Source organism: Luteibacter sp. 3190 (assembly GCF_031456385.1).
GTDB lineage: Bacteria > Pseudomonadota > Gammaproteobacteria > Xanthomonadales > Rhodanobacteraceae > Luteibacter.
The window spans coordinates 423745-441987 of the sequence record NZ_JAVDUO010000002.1 but is presented as its reverse complement, the minus strand read 5'-3'; the positions used below and the strand labels follow the sequence as shown (position 1 = coordinate 441987).

14 protein-coding genes and 1 riboswitch are annotated in these 18243 nt (G+C 66.6%); of the genes, 9 read left to right on the top strand and 5 right to left on the bottom strand.

Features of this window, described 5'->3' with window-relative positions; all coding sequences use genetic code 11:
* Window positions 1-102: 102 nt before the first annotated feature.
* Window positions 103-2343, bottom strand: a complete 2241-nt coding sequence (katG, locus tag J2X58_RS11890; protein WP_310048411.1) for a catalase/peroxidase HPI — start codon at window positions 2341-2343, stop codon at window positions 103-105.
* Window positions 2344-2583: 240 nt separating this feature from the next.
* Between katG and J2X58_RS11885 the strand changes: the two genes are divergently transcribed.
* The 9 genes from J2X58_RS11885 (at window position 2584) to J2X58_RS11845 (ending at window position 13897) form a co-directional block, all read left to right on the top strand.
* Window positions 2584-3906 (top strand): MFS transporter, encoded by a 1323-nt coding sequence (locus J2X58_RS11885; protein ID WP_310048409.1) that lies wholly within the window; start codon window positions 2584-2586, stop codon window positions 3904-3906.
* A 164-nt stretch (window positions 3907-4070) separates the two neighbouring features.
* Window positions 4071-4520, top strand: a complete 450-nt coding sequence (locus J2X58_RS11880; RefSeq protein ID WP_090056415.1) for a RimK/LysX family protein — start codon at window positions 4071-4073, stop codon at window positions 4518-4520.
* 1 nt (window position 4521) lies between these two features.
* Entirely contained in the window at window positions 4522-5451 is a 930-nt protein-coding gene (gene rimK, locus J2X58_RS11875; protein ID WP_310048671.1) for a 30S ribosomal protein S6--L-glutamate ligase, read from the top strand.
* A gap of 213 nt (window positions 5452-5664) precedes the next feature.
* Complete coding sequence (locus J2X58_RS11870; RefSeq protein ID WP_072322110.1) at window positions 5665-6351, top strand: response regulator transcription factor; 687 nt, start codon at window positions 5665-5667, stop codon at window positions 6349-6351.
* A complete protein-coding gene (locus tag J2X58_RS11865) occupies window positions 6335-7618 on the top strand; it encodes a HAMP domain-containing sensor histidine kinase (protein WP_090056418.1) in 1284 nt (427 codons plus the stop codon). Before J2X58_RS11870 ends, J2X58_RS11865 begins: the two co-directional genes overlap by 17 nt.
* Window positions 7619-8024: 406 nt before the next feature.
* Entirely contained in the window at window positions 8025-8930 is a 906-nt protein-coding gene (locus tag J2X58_RS11860; RefSeq protein ID WP_139206103.1) for a hypothetical protein, read from the top strand.
* A 273-nt stretch (window positions 8931-9203) separates the two neighbouring features.
* Window positions 9204-11504: a TonB-dependent receptor gene (locus J2X58_RS11855; RefSeq protein ID WP_310048670.1), complete on the top strand. Its 2301-nt coding sequence runs from the start codon at window positions 9204-9206 to the stop codon at window positions 11502-11504.
* On the top strand, window positions 11504-13009 hold the full coding sequence (locus J2X58_RS11850) for an esterase-like activity of phytase family protein (protein ID WP_310048407.1): 1506 nt from the start codon (window positions 11504-11506) through the stop codon (window positions 13007-13009). The genes J2X58_RS11855 and J2X58_RS11850 overlap by 1 nt, the downstream gene beginning before the upstream one ends.
* A 12-nt stretch (window positions 13010-13021) precedes the next feature.
* Window positions 13022-13897, top strand: a complete 876-nt coding sequence (locus J2X58_RS11845) for a hypothetical protein (protein WP_139206104.1) — start codon at window positions 13022-13024, stop codon at window positions 13895-13897.
* Between the two features lie 111 nt (window positions 13898-14008).
* Here the strand turns inward: J2X58_RS11845 and J2X58_RS11840 are convergent, their stop codons facing one another.
* The 4 genes from J2X58_RS11840 to ahcY form a co-directional block, all read right to left on the bottom strand.
* Window positions 14009-14926, bottom strand: coding sequence for a branched-chain amino acid transaminase (locus tag J2X58_RS11840; RefSeq protein WP_090175436.1), 918 nt, complete (start codon window positions 14924-14926; stop codon window positions 14009-14011).
* Between the two features lie 100 nt (window positions 14927-15026).
* Window positions 15027-15521, bottom strand: coding sequence for a DUF4124 domain-containing protein (locus tag J2X58_RS11835; RefSeq protein WP_090056433.1), 495 nt, complete (start codon window positions 15519-15521; stop codon window positions 15027-15029).
* A gap of 75 nt (window positions 15522-15596) precedes the next feature.
* On the bottom strand, window positions 15597-16427 hold the full coding sequence (gene metF, locus J2X58_RS11830; RefSeq protein WP_090056435.1) for a methylenetetrahydrofolate reductase [NAD(P)H]: 831 nt from the start codon (window positions 16425-16427) through the stop codon (window positions 15597-15599).
* Between the two features lie 225 nt (window positions 16428-16652).
* Window positions 16653-18086 (bottom strand): adenosylhomocysteinase, encoded by a 1434-nt coding sequence (gene ahcY / locus J2X58_RS11825; protein ID WP_090175442.1) that lies wholly within the window; start codon window positions 18084-18086, stop codon window positions 16653-16655.
* A gap of 18 nt (window positions 18087-18104) precedes the next feature.
* Window positions 18105-18186: riboswitch (S-adenosyl-L-homocysteine riboswitch) on the bottom strand.
* Window positions 18187-18243 lie beyond the last annotated feature (57 nt).

Sequence of the window (18243 nt, the reverse complement as noted above, 5' to 3'; positions counted from 1 at the left end):
AGCGCGCCCTGCGCGCGACATGTGTTGGAGCGATGAGCCACAGGGCCTGTGGCTCATCGCGAGACGCTGTCGCGCGCAGGGCGCGCTCCTACGTCGTGGGTCTTACCGCGTCTTCAGGTCGAAGCGGTCGAGGTTCATCACCTTGACCCATGCCGCGACGAAATCCTTCACGAACTTCGCTTCGGATCCGGCTTCGGCGTAGACCTCCGCCAACGCGCGCAGGATGGAGTTCGAGCCGAAGATCAGGTCGACGCGGCTCGCCGTCCATTTCAGCGCACCCGTCTTGCGGTCGCTGCCTTCGAACGATTCCCGCGCCGGCGACGCCGGCTTCCAGACCGTGCCCATGTCGAGCAGGTTCCGGAAGAAATCGTTCGTCAGCTGTCCGGGACGATCGGTGAAGACGCCTTGTCGCGTACCGTCGACGTTCGTTCCGAGGACACGCATGCCGCCGACGAGGGCCGTCATTTCCGGCGCGGTGAGCGTCAGCAGCTGGGCCCGGTCGATCAGCAGGTGCTCCGCGGGCACGCTGTAACGTGCCTTCAGGTAATTGCGGAAGCCGTCGGCCTTGGGTTCGAGCGCGTCGAACGATTCGACGTCCGTCTGTTCCTGGGTCGCATCGGTGCGGCCGGGGGCGAAGGGCACGGTGACGTCGTGTCCGGCATCACGCGCGGCCTTTTCGACGGCGGCGCTTCCCGCGAGCACGATCAGGTCGGCCAGCGAGATCTTCTTGCCGCCCGCCGCGGAGCCGTTGTACTCGTCGCGGATCGCTTCCAGCTTCGCCAACACCCGCTCTAGCTGCTCCGGCTGGTTCGACTTCCAGCCCTTCTGCGGTTCGAGACGAATGCGCGCGCCGTTCGCGCCGCCGCGCTTGTCGCCGCCGCGGAACGTCGACGCCGACGCCCATGCGGTCGAGACGAGCTCGGACACCGTGAGTCCCGACGCGAGGATCTTCGCCTTCAGCGCGCCGATGTCCGCATCGTCCACGAGCGGATGATCGGCCTTCGGCAGCGGGTCCTGCCAGAGGAGTTCCTCGGCGGGGACCTCGGGACCGAGGTAGCGCGAGCGCGGCCCCATGTCACGGTGCGTGAGCTTGTACCACGCGCGGGCGAACGCGTCGGCGAACTGATCCGGGTTCTCGAGGAATCGACGCGAGATCTTTTCATACGCCGGATCGAGCTTCAGCGAGAGGTCGGTGGTCAGCATCGTCGGCTTGCGCTTGCCGTCGCCGAACGGATCGGGAATGGTCGCCTCGGCCCCGATGGCGGTCCACTGATTCGCACCCGCCGGGCTCTTCGTGAGTTCCCACTCGTTGTCGAAGAGGATGCGGAAGAAATCGTGGCTCCACTTCGCGGGGGTCCGGGTCCACGTGACCTCGAGGCCGCTGGTGATCGTATCGGCACCGACGCCGGAACCGTGCGCGTTGCGCCAGCCCAGGCCCATCTGTTCGAGCTCCGCCGCTTCGGGTTCGAGGTCGACGTTCTTGGCGTCGGCCGCGCCGTGCGTCTTGCCGAACGTGTGGCCGCCGGCGATCAGGGCGACGGTCTCTTCGTCGTTCATCGCCATGCGCGCGAAGGTCTCGCGGATGTCGTGCGCCGCCGCGATCGGATCGGGTTTGCCTTCGGGGCCTTCGGGGTTGACGTAGATGAGGCCCATCTGCACGGCGGCCAGCGGATTTTCCAGATGGCGGCCGCCTTCGGTGCGATCCTGCTCTTCGCCGTGCAGGTGCGGATCGGCCACGAGCGTGCCGTCGCCCTTGTAGCGATGGTCGCCGCCGAGCCACTCTTTTTCGTTGCCCCAGTACACGTCGTTATCGGGTTCCCAGGTGTCCTCGCGACCGCCGGCGAAACCGAACGTCTTGAACCCCATCGACTCCAGCGCGACGTTGCCGGTGAGGATGAGCAGGTCGGCCCAGGAGATGCTCTTGCCGTACTTCTGCTTGATGGGCCAGAGGAGGCGACGCGCCTTGTCGAGGCTGACGTTGTCCGGCCAGCTGTTCAGCGGCGCGAAGCGCTGCTGGCCACGCCCGCCACCGCCGCGGCCGTCGCCGATGCGGTAGGTGCCGGCGCTGTGCCATGCCATGCGGATGAAGAGGGGACCGTAGTGGCCGAAGTCGGCGGGCCACCATTCCTGGGAGTCGGTCATCAGCGCGCGGAGGTCTTCCTTCAGCGCCTTGTAGTCGAGCTTGCCGAACGCTTCGGCATAGTCGAAGTCGGGATCGAGCGGATTGGACTTCGACGAATGCTGGCTGAGCAGATCCACCCGCAGGCGGTGGGGCCACCAGTCGCTGTTGGTCGTGCCGCCTCCCGCGGTGTGTTTGAAGGGGCACTTCGCTTCGTTCGACATGCGTGCTACTCCTCTGGCTTGCCGGGGCCCGGTGTGGGACCAGCGACTGGGACATCGACGCTTCTTCCACGGATCATAGACATCGGCGGCGGATAGCGGCAATCGATTGATCCTATGAAGTCCAGAGGCTCGATCTATCGTCCCGGTATTCGCATGCAAGCGTCGCGGCCGCTTGACCCTTCCGGCTCCGTGCCAGCTAAATAGCCGATGGCACCTCCGTCCTCCCCCACGAACGAACGCATGAGCACGACGACCGCAGACACCGATATCGCCAACCGCCGCACGCTCGGCCGGAGCGACGCGAAGACCCTGATCCTTTCCGCCCTCGGTGGTGCCCTCGAGTTCTACGATTTCGTCATCTTCGCGTACTTCGCCAAGACCCTCGGGCATCTGTTCTTCCCGCCGGGTACCTCGGACTGGGTCGCGCAGTTGCAGGCCTTCAGCATCTTCGCGGTGGGTTACCTCGCTCGCCCGCTCGGCGGGCTGGTGATGGCGCACTTCGGCGACCGCGTCGGGCGCAAGCGCATGTTCACGCTCAGCGTGTTCCTCATGGCGGTACCCACGCTGATCATCGGCGTGCTTCCGACCTACGCCACGATCGGCGTCCTCGCGCCGATCCTGCTCACGCTGATGCGCGTGGTGCAGGGCATCGCGATCGGCGGCGAAGTGCCGGGCGCGTGGGTGTTCGTCGCCGAGCACGTGCCGCCGCGCCGCGTCGGACTCGCCTGCGCGAGCCTCAGCTCGGGCCTCACCGTCGGCATCCTGATCGGCTCGCTGGTGGCCGCCGGCATGAACGCGCGCATGTCGCCCGAGGCGATGCTCGACCACGGCTGGCGCATCGCGTTCCTCCTGGGCGGCATCTTCGGGTTCCTCGCGGTGTATCTGCGCCGCTGGCTGAGCGAGACGCCGGTGTTCGCGCAGATGCGCGAACGCAAGGAACTGTCGACCGAGCTCCCGGCGTGGGTCGTCGTGCGCGATCACCTGCCCGGTGTCGCGCTGTCGATGGTCGTCACATGGGTGCTCACGGCGGCGATCGTCGTGGTCATCCTGATGACGCCGACGCTGATGCAGACGGCGTTCCGGATCGACGCGTCGCGCGCGTTCACTGCCGGCAGCCTCGCCGCGCTCACGCTCTGCATCGGTTGCGTGCTCGGCGGGCTGCTGGTGGACTGGCAGGGCAAGGCGCGCGCGATGCTCGTGGCATCCATCGGCCTGGCGCTGGCGACGTATGCCCTCTACGCCGACCTGAGCACGGGCGGCGCCCATCTCTACGTGCTGTATCCCATCGCGGGTCTGTTCGCCGGTGTCGCGGGCATCGTTCCGGCCGTGATGATCGCCGCGTTCCCGCCGGCCATCCGCTTCTCCGGCATCTCGCTGTCGTACAACGTGGCCTATGCGATCTGCGGCGCGGCCACGCCGGTCCTCGTGGGTTATCTCGCGAAGTCGGCGGGTGGACTGGGTCCCGCGCACTACGTAGGCCTGGTCGCCTTGGTCGGCGTGGGCAGCGCGTTCTACATGATGGCGAGGGCGCGCCGCGCGGGCCGATCCGCCGCGACGCGTTGACGGATATTTCATCGGCGTGACGACGCCGGGGCGGCATCGGCCGTCGCGGCAGTTGCACGCGTCCGGTACCTTCGGCATCCTTTTCCCATCGTGGCGAGCCGCCGCGAACTACGGGTCGTTCCCCGCGTCCCATCGTCGTCCCCCCACACCGTCGCTCCAGACCCATGACTGATGTCATCACCCTCGGCTGGCGCGAACGGCTCGCACTTCCGTCGCTCGGCGTCTCCGTCCTCAAGGCGAAGCTCGACACCGGCGCGCGCTCGTCGGCGCTGCATGTCGAATGGCTGGAAGTGGACGAACGCGAGTCGGGCACGTGGCTGCGTTTCCAGGTGCGCACGACCCGCCGCGGTGGCCTTTCGGCGCCTTGCGAGGCGAGGGCGACCGGCCGCAGGACGGTGACGGACTCCGGTGGGCACAAGTCGGTGCGCTGGTTCATCGAGGCCGAGGTCGAACTCGCCGGCCGCCGTTTCCTCGCGGAAGTGAACCTGACCGACCGGCGGCACATGCTGTTTCCCCTCCTGCTTGGCCGGACGGCGCTCGACGGGCGCTTCCTGGTCGACCCTTCGCTTTCCTACTCGCAGACGCCGCGCCGGGCCGTCCGGGACCCTTCATAAGATCGCCATCCTGTCGCGCAACGCGCGGCTCTATTCCACCCAGCGCCTCGTCGAGGCCGCGCGCCGGCGCAAGCACACCGTCCGGGTGATCGACCCGCTGCGTTGCTACATGAGCATCGCGCCGGCGTCGTTCGCCATCCACTTCAAGGGCAAGCCGCTGGGCCCCGTCGACTGCGTGATTCCGCGCATCGGCGCGTCGAGCACGTTCTACGGCACGGCCGTGCTGCGCCAGCTCGAACTGATGGGCGTGTTCACGCCGAATCCGTCCGACGCCGTGCTGCGCGCGCGGGACAAGCTGCGCTGCCTGCAGATCCTGGCGGTGCAGGGAATCGACATGCCCGTGACCGCGTTCGGCGACAACCCCGACGACACCTCCGACCTGCTCGCGATGCTCGGCGAGCCGCCGCACGTCATCAAGCTCAACGAGGGCACGCAGGGCACCGGCGTCGTGCTCGCCGAGAAGCGCTCGGCGTCCAAGAGCGTCATCGAAGCCTTCCGTGGCCTTTACGCGAACTTCCTCGTCCAGGAGTTCATCAAGGAAGCCAACGGCCAGGACCTGCGCTGCTTCGTCGTCGGCGACCAGGTGGTCGCGTCGATGCAGCGCTCCTCGGCCCCGGGCGAGTTTCGCGCCAACATCCATCGTGGCGGCACCGCGGCCGCGGTCGAGCTCACCGACGAGGAGCGCAGCGTCGCCATCCGGGCCGCCTCGGCGCTCGGGCTGGAGGTCGCCGGCGTGGACCTGCTCAGGTCGTCGCGTGGGCCGTTGCTCCTGGAAGTGAACGCTTCCCCGGGCCTCGAAGGCATCGAGGGCAGCACCGGCGTGGACGTGGCCGGCGCCATCGTCGCCCATTGCGAGGCGCGCCTGGCCGACCGGCCGGTCGTGCCGAAGCCCCGCCGTGCCCGGGCCGTGAAGGGGTTAACGGCGATTTAAAGGGCGGTCCCCTATAAAGGTGCCACTGTGATTCCGCGACGCGGGGTGACGGTATCGGGGCAGTAGTTCTTTCGGCCCGGGCGGGGTTCCTCGCCCGGGCCTCTCTTTTAGGCGCCGCCCCGCCCGGTGCTGTCCGCTTCACGCATTCCCCGTTAAGCTTGCAGTCGCAATACTCATAAGACTCAAAGCGACCGCACAATCGGAGTGCCCCGCATGCGCGTTCTGGTCATCGAAGACAACACCGACATCGCGACCAACATCGGGGATTACCTCGAGGATCGCGGCCACGTCGTCGATTTCGCCGGCGATGGCGTCACCGGGCTGCACCTGGCCGTCGTCCATGACTTCGACGTGATCGTCCTGGACCTCACCCTGCCGGGCATGGACGGCCTGGACGTCGCGAAGAAGCTCCGCCACGAGGCCCACAAGCAGACCCCCGTGCTGATGCTCACGGCCCGCGACTCCCTGGAGCACAAGCTCACGGGTTTCGAGTCCGGCGCCGACGACTACATGACCAAGCCGTTCGCCCTGCAGGAACTGGCCGCGCGCCTGGAAGTGCTGGCGCGTCGCGGCAAGGGCCCGCAGAGCCGTGTTCTGAAGGTCGGCGGACTCACCTATAACCTCGACACCCTCACCGTCACCCGCGAGGGCAAGTCGATCCAGCTGAACCCCATCGGCCTGAAGCTCCTGCAGGCGTTGATGGAGGCCAGCCCGTCGGTCGTCACGCGCCAGGACCTCGAGCAACGGGTCTGGGGCGAGGAGCTTCCGGATTCCGACTCGCTGCGCGTCCATATCCACGGCCTGCGCGCGGCCATCGACAAACCCTTCGAGAAACCGCTGATCCACACGCGTCACGGTATCGGATATCGCATGGTCGATCCGGATGCGGTCCAGACGTAAGCTCCGTTTCCGCCTGATCGTCACGTTCACGCTGTTCGGCTTCGGGCTGAGCGCGCTCTTCGCGTACGCGGCGCTCAACATCCGCGAGCGCGTCGAGGAACAGCTGATCAATTCCGCGCTGCAGGACGAGGTCGATTCGCTCAACGCGAAGGTGCGCGCGAACCCGAACGAGCGGCCGCCGTTCGAGATCGTCAAGGGCGCGACGTTCAGCGATCGCACGATCTACAAGGCGCCGCTCAACTGGCAGTCGCTGGAGACGGGCGTGCACGACCTGCACGAGACCGGCAGCGACGGCAAGAGCCATCACTACAAGGTGGCGGTGCGGCGCGAAGGCGGCATCATCAGCTTCCTGCAGTTCGACGTGTCGCGCGACGAACTCGGCAAGCGGCAGCTGCTCACCAGCGTCATCGCGGCGGTGTTCCTCTTCGGCCTGCTCTCGCTGGTGATCGGTGTCTGGCTGTCGTCGCGCGTGCTGCGTCCCGTCACCGATCTGGCGAAGCGCCTGCGCGATTTCCGCCGCGTCGGCAAGGCCGAGGCGCTCGCGCCGCATTTCGCCGACGACGAGGTCGGCGAGCTGGCGGTGGCGCTCGACGAGTACGCGATGCGCCTGACCTCGGTCGTCGAACGCGACCGCGAGTTCAATTCCGACGTGAGCCACGAGCTGCGCACGCCGCTCGCGGTCATCGCGAGCACGACCGAGCTCCTGCAGGGGTCGCCCGACCTCACCGACAAGTTGCGCGAGCGCCTGAAGCGCATCGAGCGCGCGTCGCGGCAGGCGACCGAGCTGATCGAGGCGCTGCTGCTGCTTTCGCGCGCCGAGCGCCGCGGCCCGACGCGCGGTGAGACCACGGATGTTGCGAAGGTGGCCGCGGACGTGATCGAGAGCCAGCGGCCGCAGATGGGCGGCAAGCCGATCGAGATCGAACTCATCGCCGATGGCTCGGTCACGGTCAACGCGCCCGCGTCGGTGCTCTCCGTGGCGCTGACCAACCTGATCGGCAACGCGATCAAGTACACGATGGAAGGCATGGTGACCGTGCGCGTCATGGACGGCCGCATCGACGTCATCGACACCGGGCCGGGCATCAAGCCGGAGGACGCCGAGAAGCTGTTCCAGCGCGGCATCCGCGGCGAAAGCGCCACGGGCGGCGGTGCCGGCCTCGGCCTCGCGATCGTCCGTCGCCTGTGCGAGCTGTACGGCTGGGACGTCTCCCTGCGCCCGCGCCCCGAGATGGCCGGCGCCATCTCGACGATCGATTTCCGCTAATCTGCAATTAATTGTCTGTATTGATTGACTTTTCTTCATCGCCTGCATCCTTCCGTCGGGCGCTGGCAGTGTGTGAGGGCTTGTCCGACAGCATGGGGCTTGGGCTGGTAGTACCATTTCGCCCTGAGCGCTCTCTGCGCTCAAGTCATCTGTGTATTTGTTCCTGCATCAAGGAGTGCCGTCATGGGTGCGATCAAGAAGGACACCAAACGCAGCGGTTACTTCGCGGCCACAAAGAACTCGTATGCGAGATTCGACGGGTCTGGCATGTCCGTAGATGTGGAGAGCTTTCTGCGCACGGAAGACGGCCGACGCCGGTTCAGAGAATTAACGAAGTCGGCATTTGGCTCGAAGGCCAAGCCTCCTGTGTCTAAGGCAAAGAGGTAGTGCGGCGAGGCAAGGACGCGTGCCATTCAACCAGCTTATCCTTCCGCTCCTCGGCGGATACATATTTGTAAATCATACCTATCTGACGTGTTACTGGGCTTCGCGCCATCCGAAAGAACACATGGTGTTCTTGTCCGCTGTAGCGGGTGCGGTACTGCTTGTCATAGCAAGGACGATCGCCTTCTTGCTCGCCCTCACCGAGTTTGGCCAGGCATGCTGGGCTAAACTCCATAGCGTCGTGCCCTTTCCTGGTATCGGTACTGCGGTACTGGCGTTCATCCTTGGCTTCGTCCTTCGGCATTGGTTTAACAAGGCGTGGACGAAGTCGCGAGCACCACTCTGGCTGTACGCGGCTGGCCAATTCAACAAGCTCGAAGAGGTTCTCTTTAGGAGCGCCTATCCGGTCAAGCCGAGCCACGCGGTAAGGCGCCATCCTTGGCGACATCTCGCGCTAGGCCTTATTGGATGGCATAGAATTCAGGGGCTACTGTCACGGCTTCCGTTCGTACGAGTGCCATCTGCTTACTTGGTCGAAAGTGAGCATGTCTCGCCTCAGCCCGTGATGATCTGCATGAAGAATCGTAAGGTCTACGTGGGTTTTATCGAGTTCGCGCTTCCTATGCGCGCTGAAGTCAAGACGTTTATTACGCTGCTTCCAGCTTGGAGTGGCTATCGGGACAAGGACACTTTGGCGGTGATCCCGACTACCGACTACGAAGAAACCTATGACTACATTGTCAACGCGGCGGCGGGCGGAGACGCGCTCGATCTCGGCAAGTTCCTGAAGGCACTATGTATCGACGACGTTGAGACAGTGAATCTATACGACGATGACGCATTCGTTGCGTTCAGTCCGCCGGATGATAGCGAACCCGGTGATGCGCAGAATAATGCCCACGAGACTCCTGACTGGAGCGTCATGTAGGTCCTTGAGTGGGACGGATTAATTGATCCCTGAAGGGAGCACCGGGCGCTCGGCGTCGCCCTCCGCCCCGCCGCCCGAGGTGGTCGCGATCGATTTTGGCTAGCGACGGCGAACCGTCATACCGGCTGTCATCAGGATTTCATTTGGACGTCCGACCATGCACCGCTTCACGGCGCGTGTCGGGCAGGCTCAGGGGAGCGACGCCGCAGCGCGCCAGCGTGAGAAGGGACGTCGCTCTTGTTCAAGCCCACCATCCTGGCCGCCGCTCTCGGCATGGCCTTCGCTTCCGGCGCGTTCGCGACGGACACCGATACCACCGCCGACGCCTCGACGGCCAAGCGGGACAAGGCGCAGGAGCTCGACGCGGTCTCCGTGATCGGCACCGGCGAAACCCGCCAGGTGCAGCGCCTGCGTCCCGCGGAGCAGAAGGTGCTCCCGCCCGGCACGAGCCTGCAGAAGGTGCTCAACACGCTGCCGGGCGTGAACGCGCAGTCGGTCGACGCCCTGGGGACGAACGAGCAGTCGTTGACCCTGAGCCTGCGCGGCTTCAGCGGCACGCGTCTCGGCTACACGCTCGACGGCATGCCGCTCGGCGACAGCGCGTACAACAACTACAACGGCCTTTCGATCAGCCGCGCGCTCATCTCCGAGAATTTCGGCGGCGCGGAGCTCTCGGAAGGCATCGGCAACCTCGGCACGCCGTCCACCAGCAACCTCGGCGGCACCATCGCGTACACGTCGAACGATCCGTCGAAGACGATGGGCGGCCGTGTCGCGCAGACGTTCGGCAGCGACCATAACCGCCGTACGTACGCGCGCTTCGACACCGGCGAATACGACGGCTTCTCGCTGTACCTGTCCGGCGCGCGCACCGAGTCGGATCTGTTCAATCACCAGAGCGCTTACAACCAGTCGACCACGAAGCAGTTCAACGGCAAGGCCGTCTGGGACTTCGACTGGGCGCGCCTGACCGGCTTCGCGGACACCTCGCGCACCACGCAGGCGGACTACTTCTACCTGTCGAAGAGCGAGCTCGCGCGCGGCCTCGGCTGGGACTGGGGCGGCTACGCGCCCAACTGGCAGCGGGCGGTGGGCAAGGCGTACTGCAACAGCGGCACGTTCAATGCGCGCCTGTGCGATCGCAGCGGTCCGGACACCGACGCGGACGGCGCGTTCACCGCGGGCCAGATCCTCCGCGACGACGATCTCTACTACCTCGCCGGCGATTTCTTCCCCAGCGACGCGGTCACCATCCACGCCCAGGTCTATCATCACGAGGACGCGGGCGAAGGCCACAACTGGAACAGCGGCACGTATTCGTACCCGGGCACGGCGCGCCAGCTGCCCATCATCTTCCGCAACACGCTGTACACGATCAACCGCTCGGGTGCGATCCTGTCGGCCGCGTGGGACTTCGCCAACCAGCACATCGAGGGCGGCGTCTGGTACGAGCACAACGTCTCCAGCGCGTCGCGCTACAGCAGCTACGTGACCGGTCCGCGCGACCTCAGCGGCCGTATCGACGAGACGCCGAACATCGGCGTGTTCGACCAGCGCACCGTGTGGAACACGCGCCAGGCGTTCCTGCAGGACACGATCCGCTTCCTCGACGACGCGCTCACCGTCGACGTCGGCGTGAAGAGCCCTCACGTCACGTCGCAGGCGACGGCGCTGCCCGGCGTGGCACTGACCCCGATCAGTCCCACGTCGAACAACCAGTTCGCCAGCGGCAAGCTCAGCGCGAGCAAGGCGCTTCTCCCGCAGTTCGGCGCGCGCTACAAGCTCGCGGAGGGCCAGGAAGTCTTCGCGAGCTTCGCCAAGAACATCGCCATGTTCCAGGGTGGCTTCAAGCTCGGTCCGCAGGCCGTGAGCCAGGCGATCTGGAACGCGCAGGGCGACCTGAAGCCCGAGAAGTCGCGCAGCCTCGAAGCGGGCTATCGCCTCGAGAGCGGCCCGGTGGCGGCGTCGCTCGCGGCGTACAAGGTGCGTTTCGACAACCGCCTCCTCCAGTACAACCCGTGCGACTCCCGCCAGCCGGTCGGTCCGCGTTGCGGCAACCGCTTCTACAACGTCGGCGGCGTGGACAGCCACGGCGTGGAGCTGACGTTCGTCTGGACGCCGACGGATCACCTGCGCTGGTACAACTCCGCCTCGCTCAACCGCTCTACCTATGCGAGCGACTACACGCAGGCCGGCGTCGTCCAGCCTACGAAGGGCAAGATCCAGACGGACACGCCGAAGAAGCTCTTCGCGACCCAGATCGATTGGACCCAGGGTGCATGGTTCGCGTCGCTGCGCGGCAAGTACACCGGCGAGCGCTTCTACACTTACACCAACGACCGGGGTTTCGGTGGTTTCACCGTGTGGGATCTCTCGGGTGGCTACGACTTCGGCGCGATCTCGTTCGCGAAGAGCGTCCGCCTTTCGCTCAACGTCACCAACCTCGGCGACAAGCGCTACGCGAGCAACCTGGACTCCAGCGTGTTCGCGCCAACGGACCCGACCGGCACGATCTACGTGTTCCATGCGTCGGCACCGCGCCAGTACTTCGCCACGCTGGACGTGCGCTTCTGATGCGGCGCGTCCTCGCCGGGCTCGCCGCCATCGTCGTGATCGGCAGCGCCTCGGCGCAGGCCATCGAGGTCCGCCGGCCGGATATCGCCTCGACGCCGCTACCGCGGTCCGTCGAGGCGGGCGGCACGGTCTACGTGGATCGCGGTCTCGTCGCCTCGGGCTCGCTGCCGGCCGGCACGGTGGATTTCCTCGGCGACACGCTGGGCTCGTTCTCGTCGCTGAGCATCGAGCCGGGCACGTGGAAGCGTGAGGGCGACACCTATGCCGGCGTGCTCTGGACGCTTCCCGATCGCGGCCGCAATGATCCCGAGCACGACGTCTTCTTCGATTACCGCGGACGCATGCATCGTTTCCGCGTACGCCTGTCGCTCGCGGGCGACGGCAAGGGGCGTTTCGACCTCGTGCCGGATGGCGGCAGGGTGTTGCGCGATTTCAACGGGAATCCGTTCACCGGTGCCGAGCCGCGCGGCGGTACCCTCCGCGAACGTGGCATCGTTCTTCCCGCGCCGGCAAGCGGCATAGGCTCGGGCAACGTATCGCTCGACGCGGAATCGCTGCAGTTCACGCGCGATGGCGGCTTCTACGTCGGCGACGAGTACGCCGCCAACGTGTACCGCTTCGGTGCCGACGGACGGCTCAATGGCGTGATCGTTCCGCCGCGTGCCGTGCAACCGCTCGACGCGAACGGCAAGCCCGACTTCACGTCGCTGCGGCCGCCCGCCACGGGTCGTCGCAACAACCAGGGCGTCGAAGGCATGGCGATGTCGCCCGACGGCACGCGTCTGTTCGTCGTGCTGCAGAGCGCGCTCGTGCAGGACAGCGCTCCGGGCGATGCCTCGGGGCGCGCGCTGACTCGCGTGCTCGTCTACGACACGAGCCGGAACGCCGTGCCCTCGCGCCCGATCGCGCACTACGTCGTCCGACTCCCGGTGTACGACGACAAGGGCGCCGGCGGCACGCCGAACCGGACCGCCGCGCAGAGCGAGATCCGGGTGCTCGACGACCATCGCTTCCTGATGCTGGCTCGCGACGGGGCGGGATGGGGTGCCGAAGGCGATCGTCCGATCGTGTTCAAGAGCGTGCTGCTCGTGGATACCTCGGGCGCGACGAACCTCGCCGGCACCGCATACGAGACGGCGACCACATCGGTGCGCGTCGCCGGTGGCGACCTGCGTCCGAATATCCGTCCGGCCAGCTCCACGCCGCTGGTCGATCTGCTCGATCCCGCGGATCTGGCGCGCTTCGGCCTCGCGATCGACGCCGCGTCGCCGGGCAAGGCGCTTCTGTCCGAGAAGTGGGAAGCGATGGACCTGGTGTCCGCGCTCGATCCCGCACATCCGGACGAGTGGTTCCTCATCGTCGGCAACGACAACGATTTCGTCGCGAAGCACTGCGTCATGGATGGCCAGCGCTGCGACTCGGCCATCGACAACGACAACCGCATCCTCGTGTACCGGCTCACCTTGCCGGGCATGCGTTCCACCGCCGCCTCCCACCACCACTGAAGGGTCATGCGCATGATGAAACGTACGGTTCTCTCCCTGCTGTCCGCCACCCTGCTTCTCGGCGCGGCCACCAGCCACGCGAACACCCCGGCCTATGTCGACAGCAAGGAGTACAAGGTGCTCCTCGACGCGTCGCGTTTCGCGTCCAATCCGTCGACCGCCGCGGCGCAGCTTCTCAAGGACGTGTCGACGCGCCTGACGGCGCTGAAGTTCGACAAGACCATCTCGGGCAATTTCAGCGCGGGCGATCGCGACACGCTGGCTTACTACGACACCGCGCACAGCTGCTCGCTCTACGGCCGCGGCTACACGGTGCGCACCCGTGCGGGCGATCATTCGGACATCCAGTTCAAGTTCCGTCATCCCGACGAGGAACTCTCGTACTGGACCGACGTGTCGGGTGCCGGCAAGAACAAGTCCACCAAGCTCGAAACCGACGTGACGCCGGGCAGCCTCGTGCTCGCGCACTCGACGAAGCAGGATGCGACCACGACGCCGACGACGGTGTCGGCGCTGATCAAGCAGTTCCCCGGTGCGTCCGCCCTATCGGACATCTCGACCGCCACGCTCTCGCCGGTGGCCGGCGTGACCGTCACGCAGCAGGAGTACGACGGTCCCGAGGCGGATATCGGTCAGTCGGTCGCCGAGTTCACCCTGACGCTGTGGTACATCAACAACGCGTCGACGCCGTCGGTGGCGGAGCTGTCGTTCCGCGTCGACGCCGACGCCGACGACTACTTCACGACGCCGGTGCTCACGCGCTCGCAGACGCTGAACACCGCGATCGGCTCGATCGGCAACGGCTGGAACATCGCCAACGACGGCGGCAAGACGAGCTGGCTGTACGCCTATCGCTCGTCGTCGTACCCGAACGGGTTCTGCAACTAAGGTCGTTGGAGCGACCCTGGCCGCGACGGCTTTTCGCGAAGAGCGACAGTTCCTGCCCCTCTTTCGCCAACGGCGTCGCGGCCAGGGCCGCTCCCACATGCTGCCCGCGGCTTACAGCGGTTCGAGCCAGCCCCAGCGGTCGGCGGTCTTGCCGTTGAACAGGCCGAAGAACAGTTCCTGCAGGCGGCGGGTGATCGGACCGGCCTGGCCGCTGCCGATCTTCTTGCCGTCCACCGAACGGATCGGCGTGACCTCGGCGGCCGTGCCGCACATCAGGATCTCGTCGGCGAGGTAGAGGTACTCGCGCGGGAGGTCGCGTTCGATCACGTCGATGCCTTCCTCGCGGGCGAGCGTCATCAGCGTGTGGCGCGTGATGCCCGTGAGGATCGAGGCGCTGGCCGGCGTCGTGTGCAGCGCGCCGTCGAAGACGAGGAACAGGTTCTCGCCCGCGCCTTCGCTGAGGAGGCCCGTGTTCGCGAGCGCGATGCCTTCGCCGAAGCCGAGGCGACGCGCTTCGCGCGCGATCAGCTGGCCGGAAAGGTAATTGCCGCCGGCCTTCGCGCCCGCCGGGATCGTGTTCGGAGCGAAGCGCTGCCAGCTCGACACGCAGGCGTCGATGCCGTTCTGCAGGGCCTCGGGTCCAAGGTACGGGCCCATGGGCCAGGTGGCGACGGCGACGTCGGTGGGGCAGTCGGCCGAGAGGCCGAACCCGCCGAGACCGCGGAAGGCGACCGGGCGCAGGTAGGCGGCCTTGAGCTCGTTCCTGCGGATCACCTCGCGGCAGGCTTCCGCCAGCTCGTCCATCGAGTAGGGGATCTCGATGTCGTAGATCTTCGCGGAGAGGTACAGGCGCTTGAGGTGGTCCGTCAGGCGGAAGATGGCCGCGCCGTCGGGCGTTTCATAGCTGCGGATGCCTTCGAACACCGACGAGCCGTAATGCAGCGCGTGCGCCATCACGTGGACGGTGGCATCGCGCCAGGGCTTGATCTGCCCGTTCTGCCAGATCCATTCGGGGTAGTTCTGCGACATGGGTACGCTCCGTAGGGGACCGCCCATGATACCGGGTACGTTGGGGCGCCACATGGCGCGATGCAGTATGTGGGAAGTGTTTCCGGCAGGTAGACCTGGCTCAGCCCGGCGGGCGGAGCCAGAGGCAGCCCGCGTCCCGGACCACCGCGAAATGCGCGCGGCGGGTGGGGCCTTGGGCGCCGGGAGGGGCTGTCACGGCGTCGATGCCGGATCCCTCGCCGCCTTCCAGCGCCACGAGCGATTGCCGCACCAGGGACTCCATGGCGCGCAGGTTCTCGACGGTGCCCGCGCTCCCGTAGCCGTTCCAGAGCACGAGGCCGCCGATGCGGTTGGCGCTGCGGGCGGCGAACGCCTGGGCCATGCCCTCGCGCAGCTCGCCGATGTCCTTGGCGCAGAGAAGGCCCGCGGTCGGCACGCCCGGCGTGCTCGCGGCGGAAGACGGGGTGGGCAGGAGGGACGCCGCGCCCACCGCGCTGCACGGCTGGTCGCTGAACACCGGCCGCCCGTCCTGGCCGACGCATCGATGGATCGCCGTTTGCGCGGCGGCGGGCAGGGCGAGGCAGAGCAGGAGCAGCAGGGCGATGGCGCGGATCACGGAGGCGGCGCGGCGGCGAACGGTGCGCCATCATCCCGTTCCGCGCATGCGCGGAGGGTGACGGCGCGCACGTTCTCAACGCGCGGCGAGGCGCTCCAGGACCGACGTCGTCGCCCGCGCACGGTTGATCGTATAGAAGTGCAGGCCGGGCGCTCCGCCGTCGAGCAGCCGCTGGCAGAGTTCGGCCACGACATCGGCCCCCAGTTCGCGCACCGCGCCCGCGTCGTCGCCGTGGGCCTGCATGCGCTTGACGATCCAGCGCGGGATCTCGGCGCCGCACTGATCGGAGAAGCGGCGCAGCTGGCTGAAGTTCGCGATGGGCATGATGCCCGGCACGATGGGGATGTTCACGCCGAGCTTCGTGACGTCGTCGACGAAGCGGAAATAGGCGTCCGCGTTGAAGAAATACTGCGTGATCGCGCCATCGGCGCCGGCATCCACCTTGGCCTTGAAGTGGCGCAGGTCGGCGAGGGCGTTCTCGGCCTGCGGGTGCATTTCCGGATAGGCCGCGACCTCGATGTGGAAATGATCGCCGCTGTGCTCGCGGATGAAGGCGACGAGCTCCGCCGCGTAACGGAAGTCGCCCGGCGTGGCCATGCCGGACGGCAGATCGCCGCGCAGCGCGACGATGCGTCGGCAGCCGGATGCTTTGTACGCGTCGAGCAGGGCGCCGATCTCCGCGCGGGTGCCGCCCATGCACGAGAGATGCGGCGCGACGGAAAGCGCGTGCTCCGAGCGCAGCCGGCGCACCGTTTCGTCCGTGTAGCTGAGCGTCGAGCCACCGGCGCCGAACGTCACCGAGACATAGTCGGGAGCATGGCCCTTGAGGCGCCCCACGGCGCTATCGAGCTGCTGGCGCTGCTCGTCGGTCTTGGGCGGGAAGAACTCGAAGCTGATGGCGGGCATGGCGCGACCTCGGAGGGATGGCCGAAGTATATATCTTTCCATCCAGATGGAAAGATGGCTAGCCGTCTCCGTAGGAGCGCGCCCTGCGCGCGACAGCGTTTCGCGAAGCGCATCAGGCCGTGTGGCTCCTGGCTACAAAACATGTCGCGCGCAGGGCGCGCTCCTACGGACGGCAAAAAAAGGGCGCCCGAGGGCGCCCTTGTCGATCCGGGGAAATCCCCTCGATCAGTAGCGGTAGTGGTCGGCCTTGTACGGGCCTTCCACCGGCACGCCGATGTAGTCGGCCTGGTCCTGCGTCAGCACCGTGAGCTTCACGCCGATCTGCTCGAGGTGCAGGCGGGCGACTTCCTCGTCCAGCTTCTTCGGGAGGCGGTAGACCGTCTTCTCGTAGGCGTCCTTGTTCTTCCACAGGTCGATCTGCGCCAGCGTCTGGTTCGAGAAGCTGTTCGACATGACGAAGCTCGGGTGGCCGTGGGCGCAGCCGAGGTTCACCAGGCGGCCTTCCGCCAGCATGTAGATGCTGTTGCCCGTGGCGCCGAAGGTGTAGCGGTCGACCTGCGGCTTGATCGTCTCGCGGCTGACGTCCTTCGCGTTGTTCAGGCGGTCGATCTGGATCTCGTTGTCGAAGTGGCCGATGTTGCAGACCAGGGCGTTGTTCTTCATCTTCGCCATGTGTTCCAGCGTGATGATGTCCTTGTTGCCCGTGGTGGTGACATAGATGTCGCCGATGCCGAGGGTGTCTTCGACGGTGGTGACCTGGAAGCCTTCCATCGCGGCCTGCAGGGCGTTGATCGGATCGATCTCGGTCACGATCACGCGGGCGCCGAAGCCCTTGAGCGAATGCGCGCAGCCCTTGCCCACGTCGCCGTAGCCGCAGACGACGGCGGTCTTGCCGGCGATCATGAGATCGGTCGCGCGCTTGATGCCGTCGGCGAGCGACTCACGGCAACCGTAGAGGTTGTCGAACTTGCTCTTGGTGACCGAGTCGTTGACGTTGATCGCGGGCACGAGCAGCTTGCCGGCCTCGGCGAGCTGGTACAGGCGATGCACGCCGGTCGTGGTCTCTTCCGACACGCCCTTCCACTCGGCGGCGATCTTCTTGAACCAGCCCGGACGCGCGGCGGCGGTCTTCTTCACGAGGTCCTTGATGACCTGCTCTTCGTGATTGCCGCTCGGGGTGTTGACCCAGTCGCTGCCGTCTTCGAGTTCGACACCCTTGTGGATGAAGAGGGTGGCGTCGCCACCGTCGTCGACGATCAGCTGCGGGCCGAGCTCGCCCGGATGGGTGAGCATGTCGAGCGTGCACTCCCAGTACTCTTCGAGCGTCTCGCCCTTCCACGCGAAGACCGGCAGTTCGCCCGCGGCGAGCGCGGCGGCGACGTCGTCCTGCGTCGAGAAGATGTTGCAGGAAGCCCAGCGGACCGAGGCGCCCAGCTCGCGCAGCGTCTCGGCGAGCACGGCGGTTTCCTTGGTGACGTGCAGCGAGCCCGAGAGGCGGACGCCCTTGAGCGGCTTCTCGCCGGCGTAGCGGGCGCGGATCTGCATCAGGCCCGGCATTTCCTCTTCCGCCATGCGGATGCGGCGGCGGCCGAGGTCGGCCAGCGACATGTCGCGGACCTTGTAATCCTGGAAGGCGGTGTCTTTGGTGACGGCGTTCATCTGGCGTAGCTCCGGAGATTCACGGGGGCGCCGTTTGGTGGGACGCCGCGCCGAGCCTGGCCTATGGGTCGAACCCACGGTCGCAGCGCCCCTCGGCGGGCAAAACGGTCCGGCGATTGTATCGCGGAATCCGGATGCAGGGATGAACACATCTTTT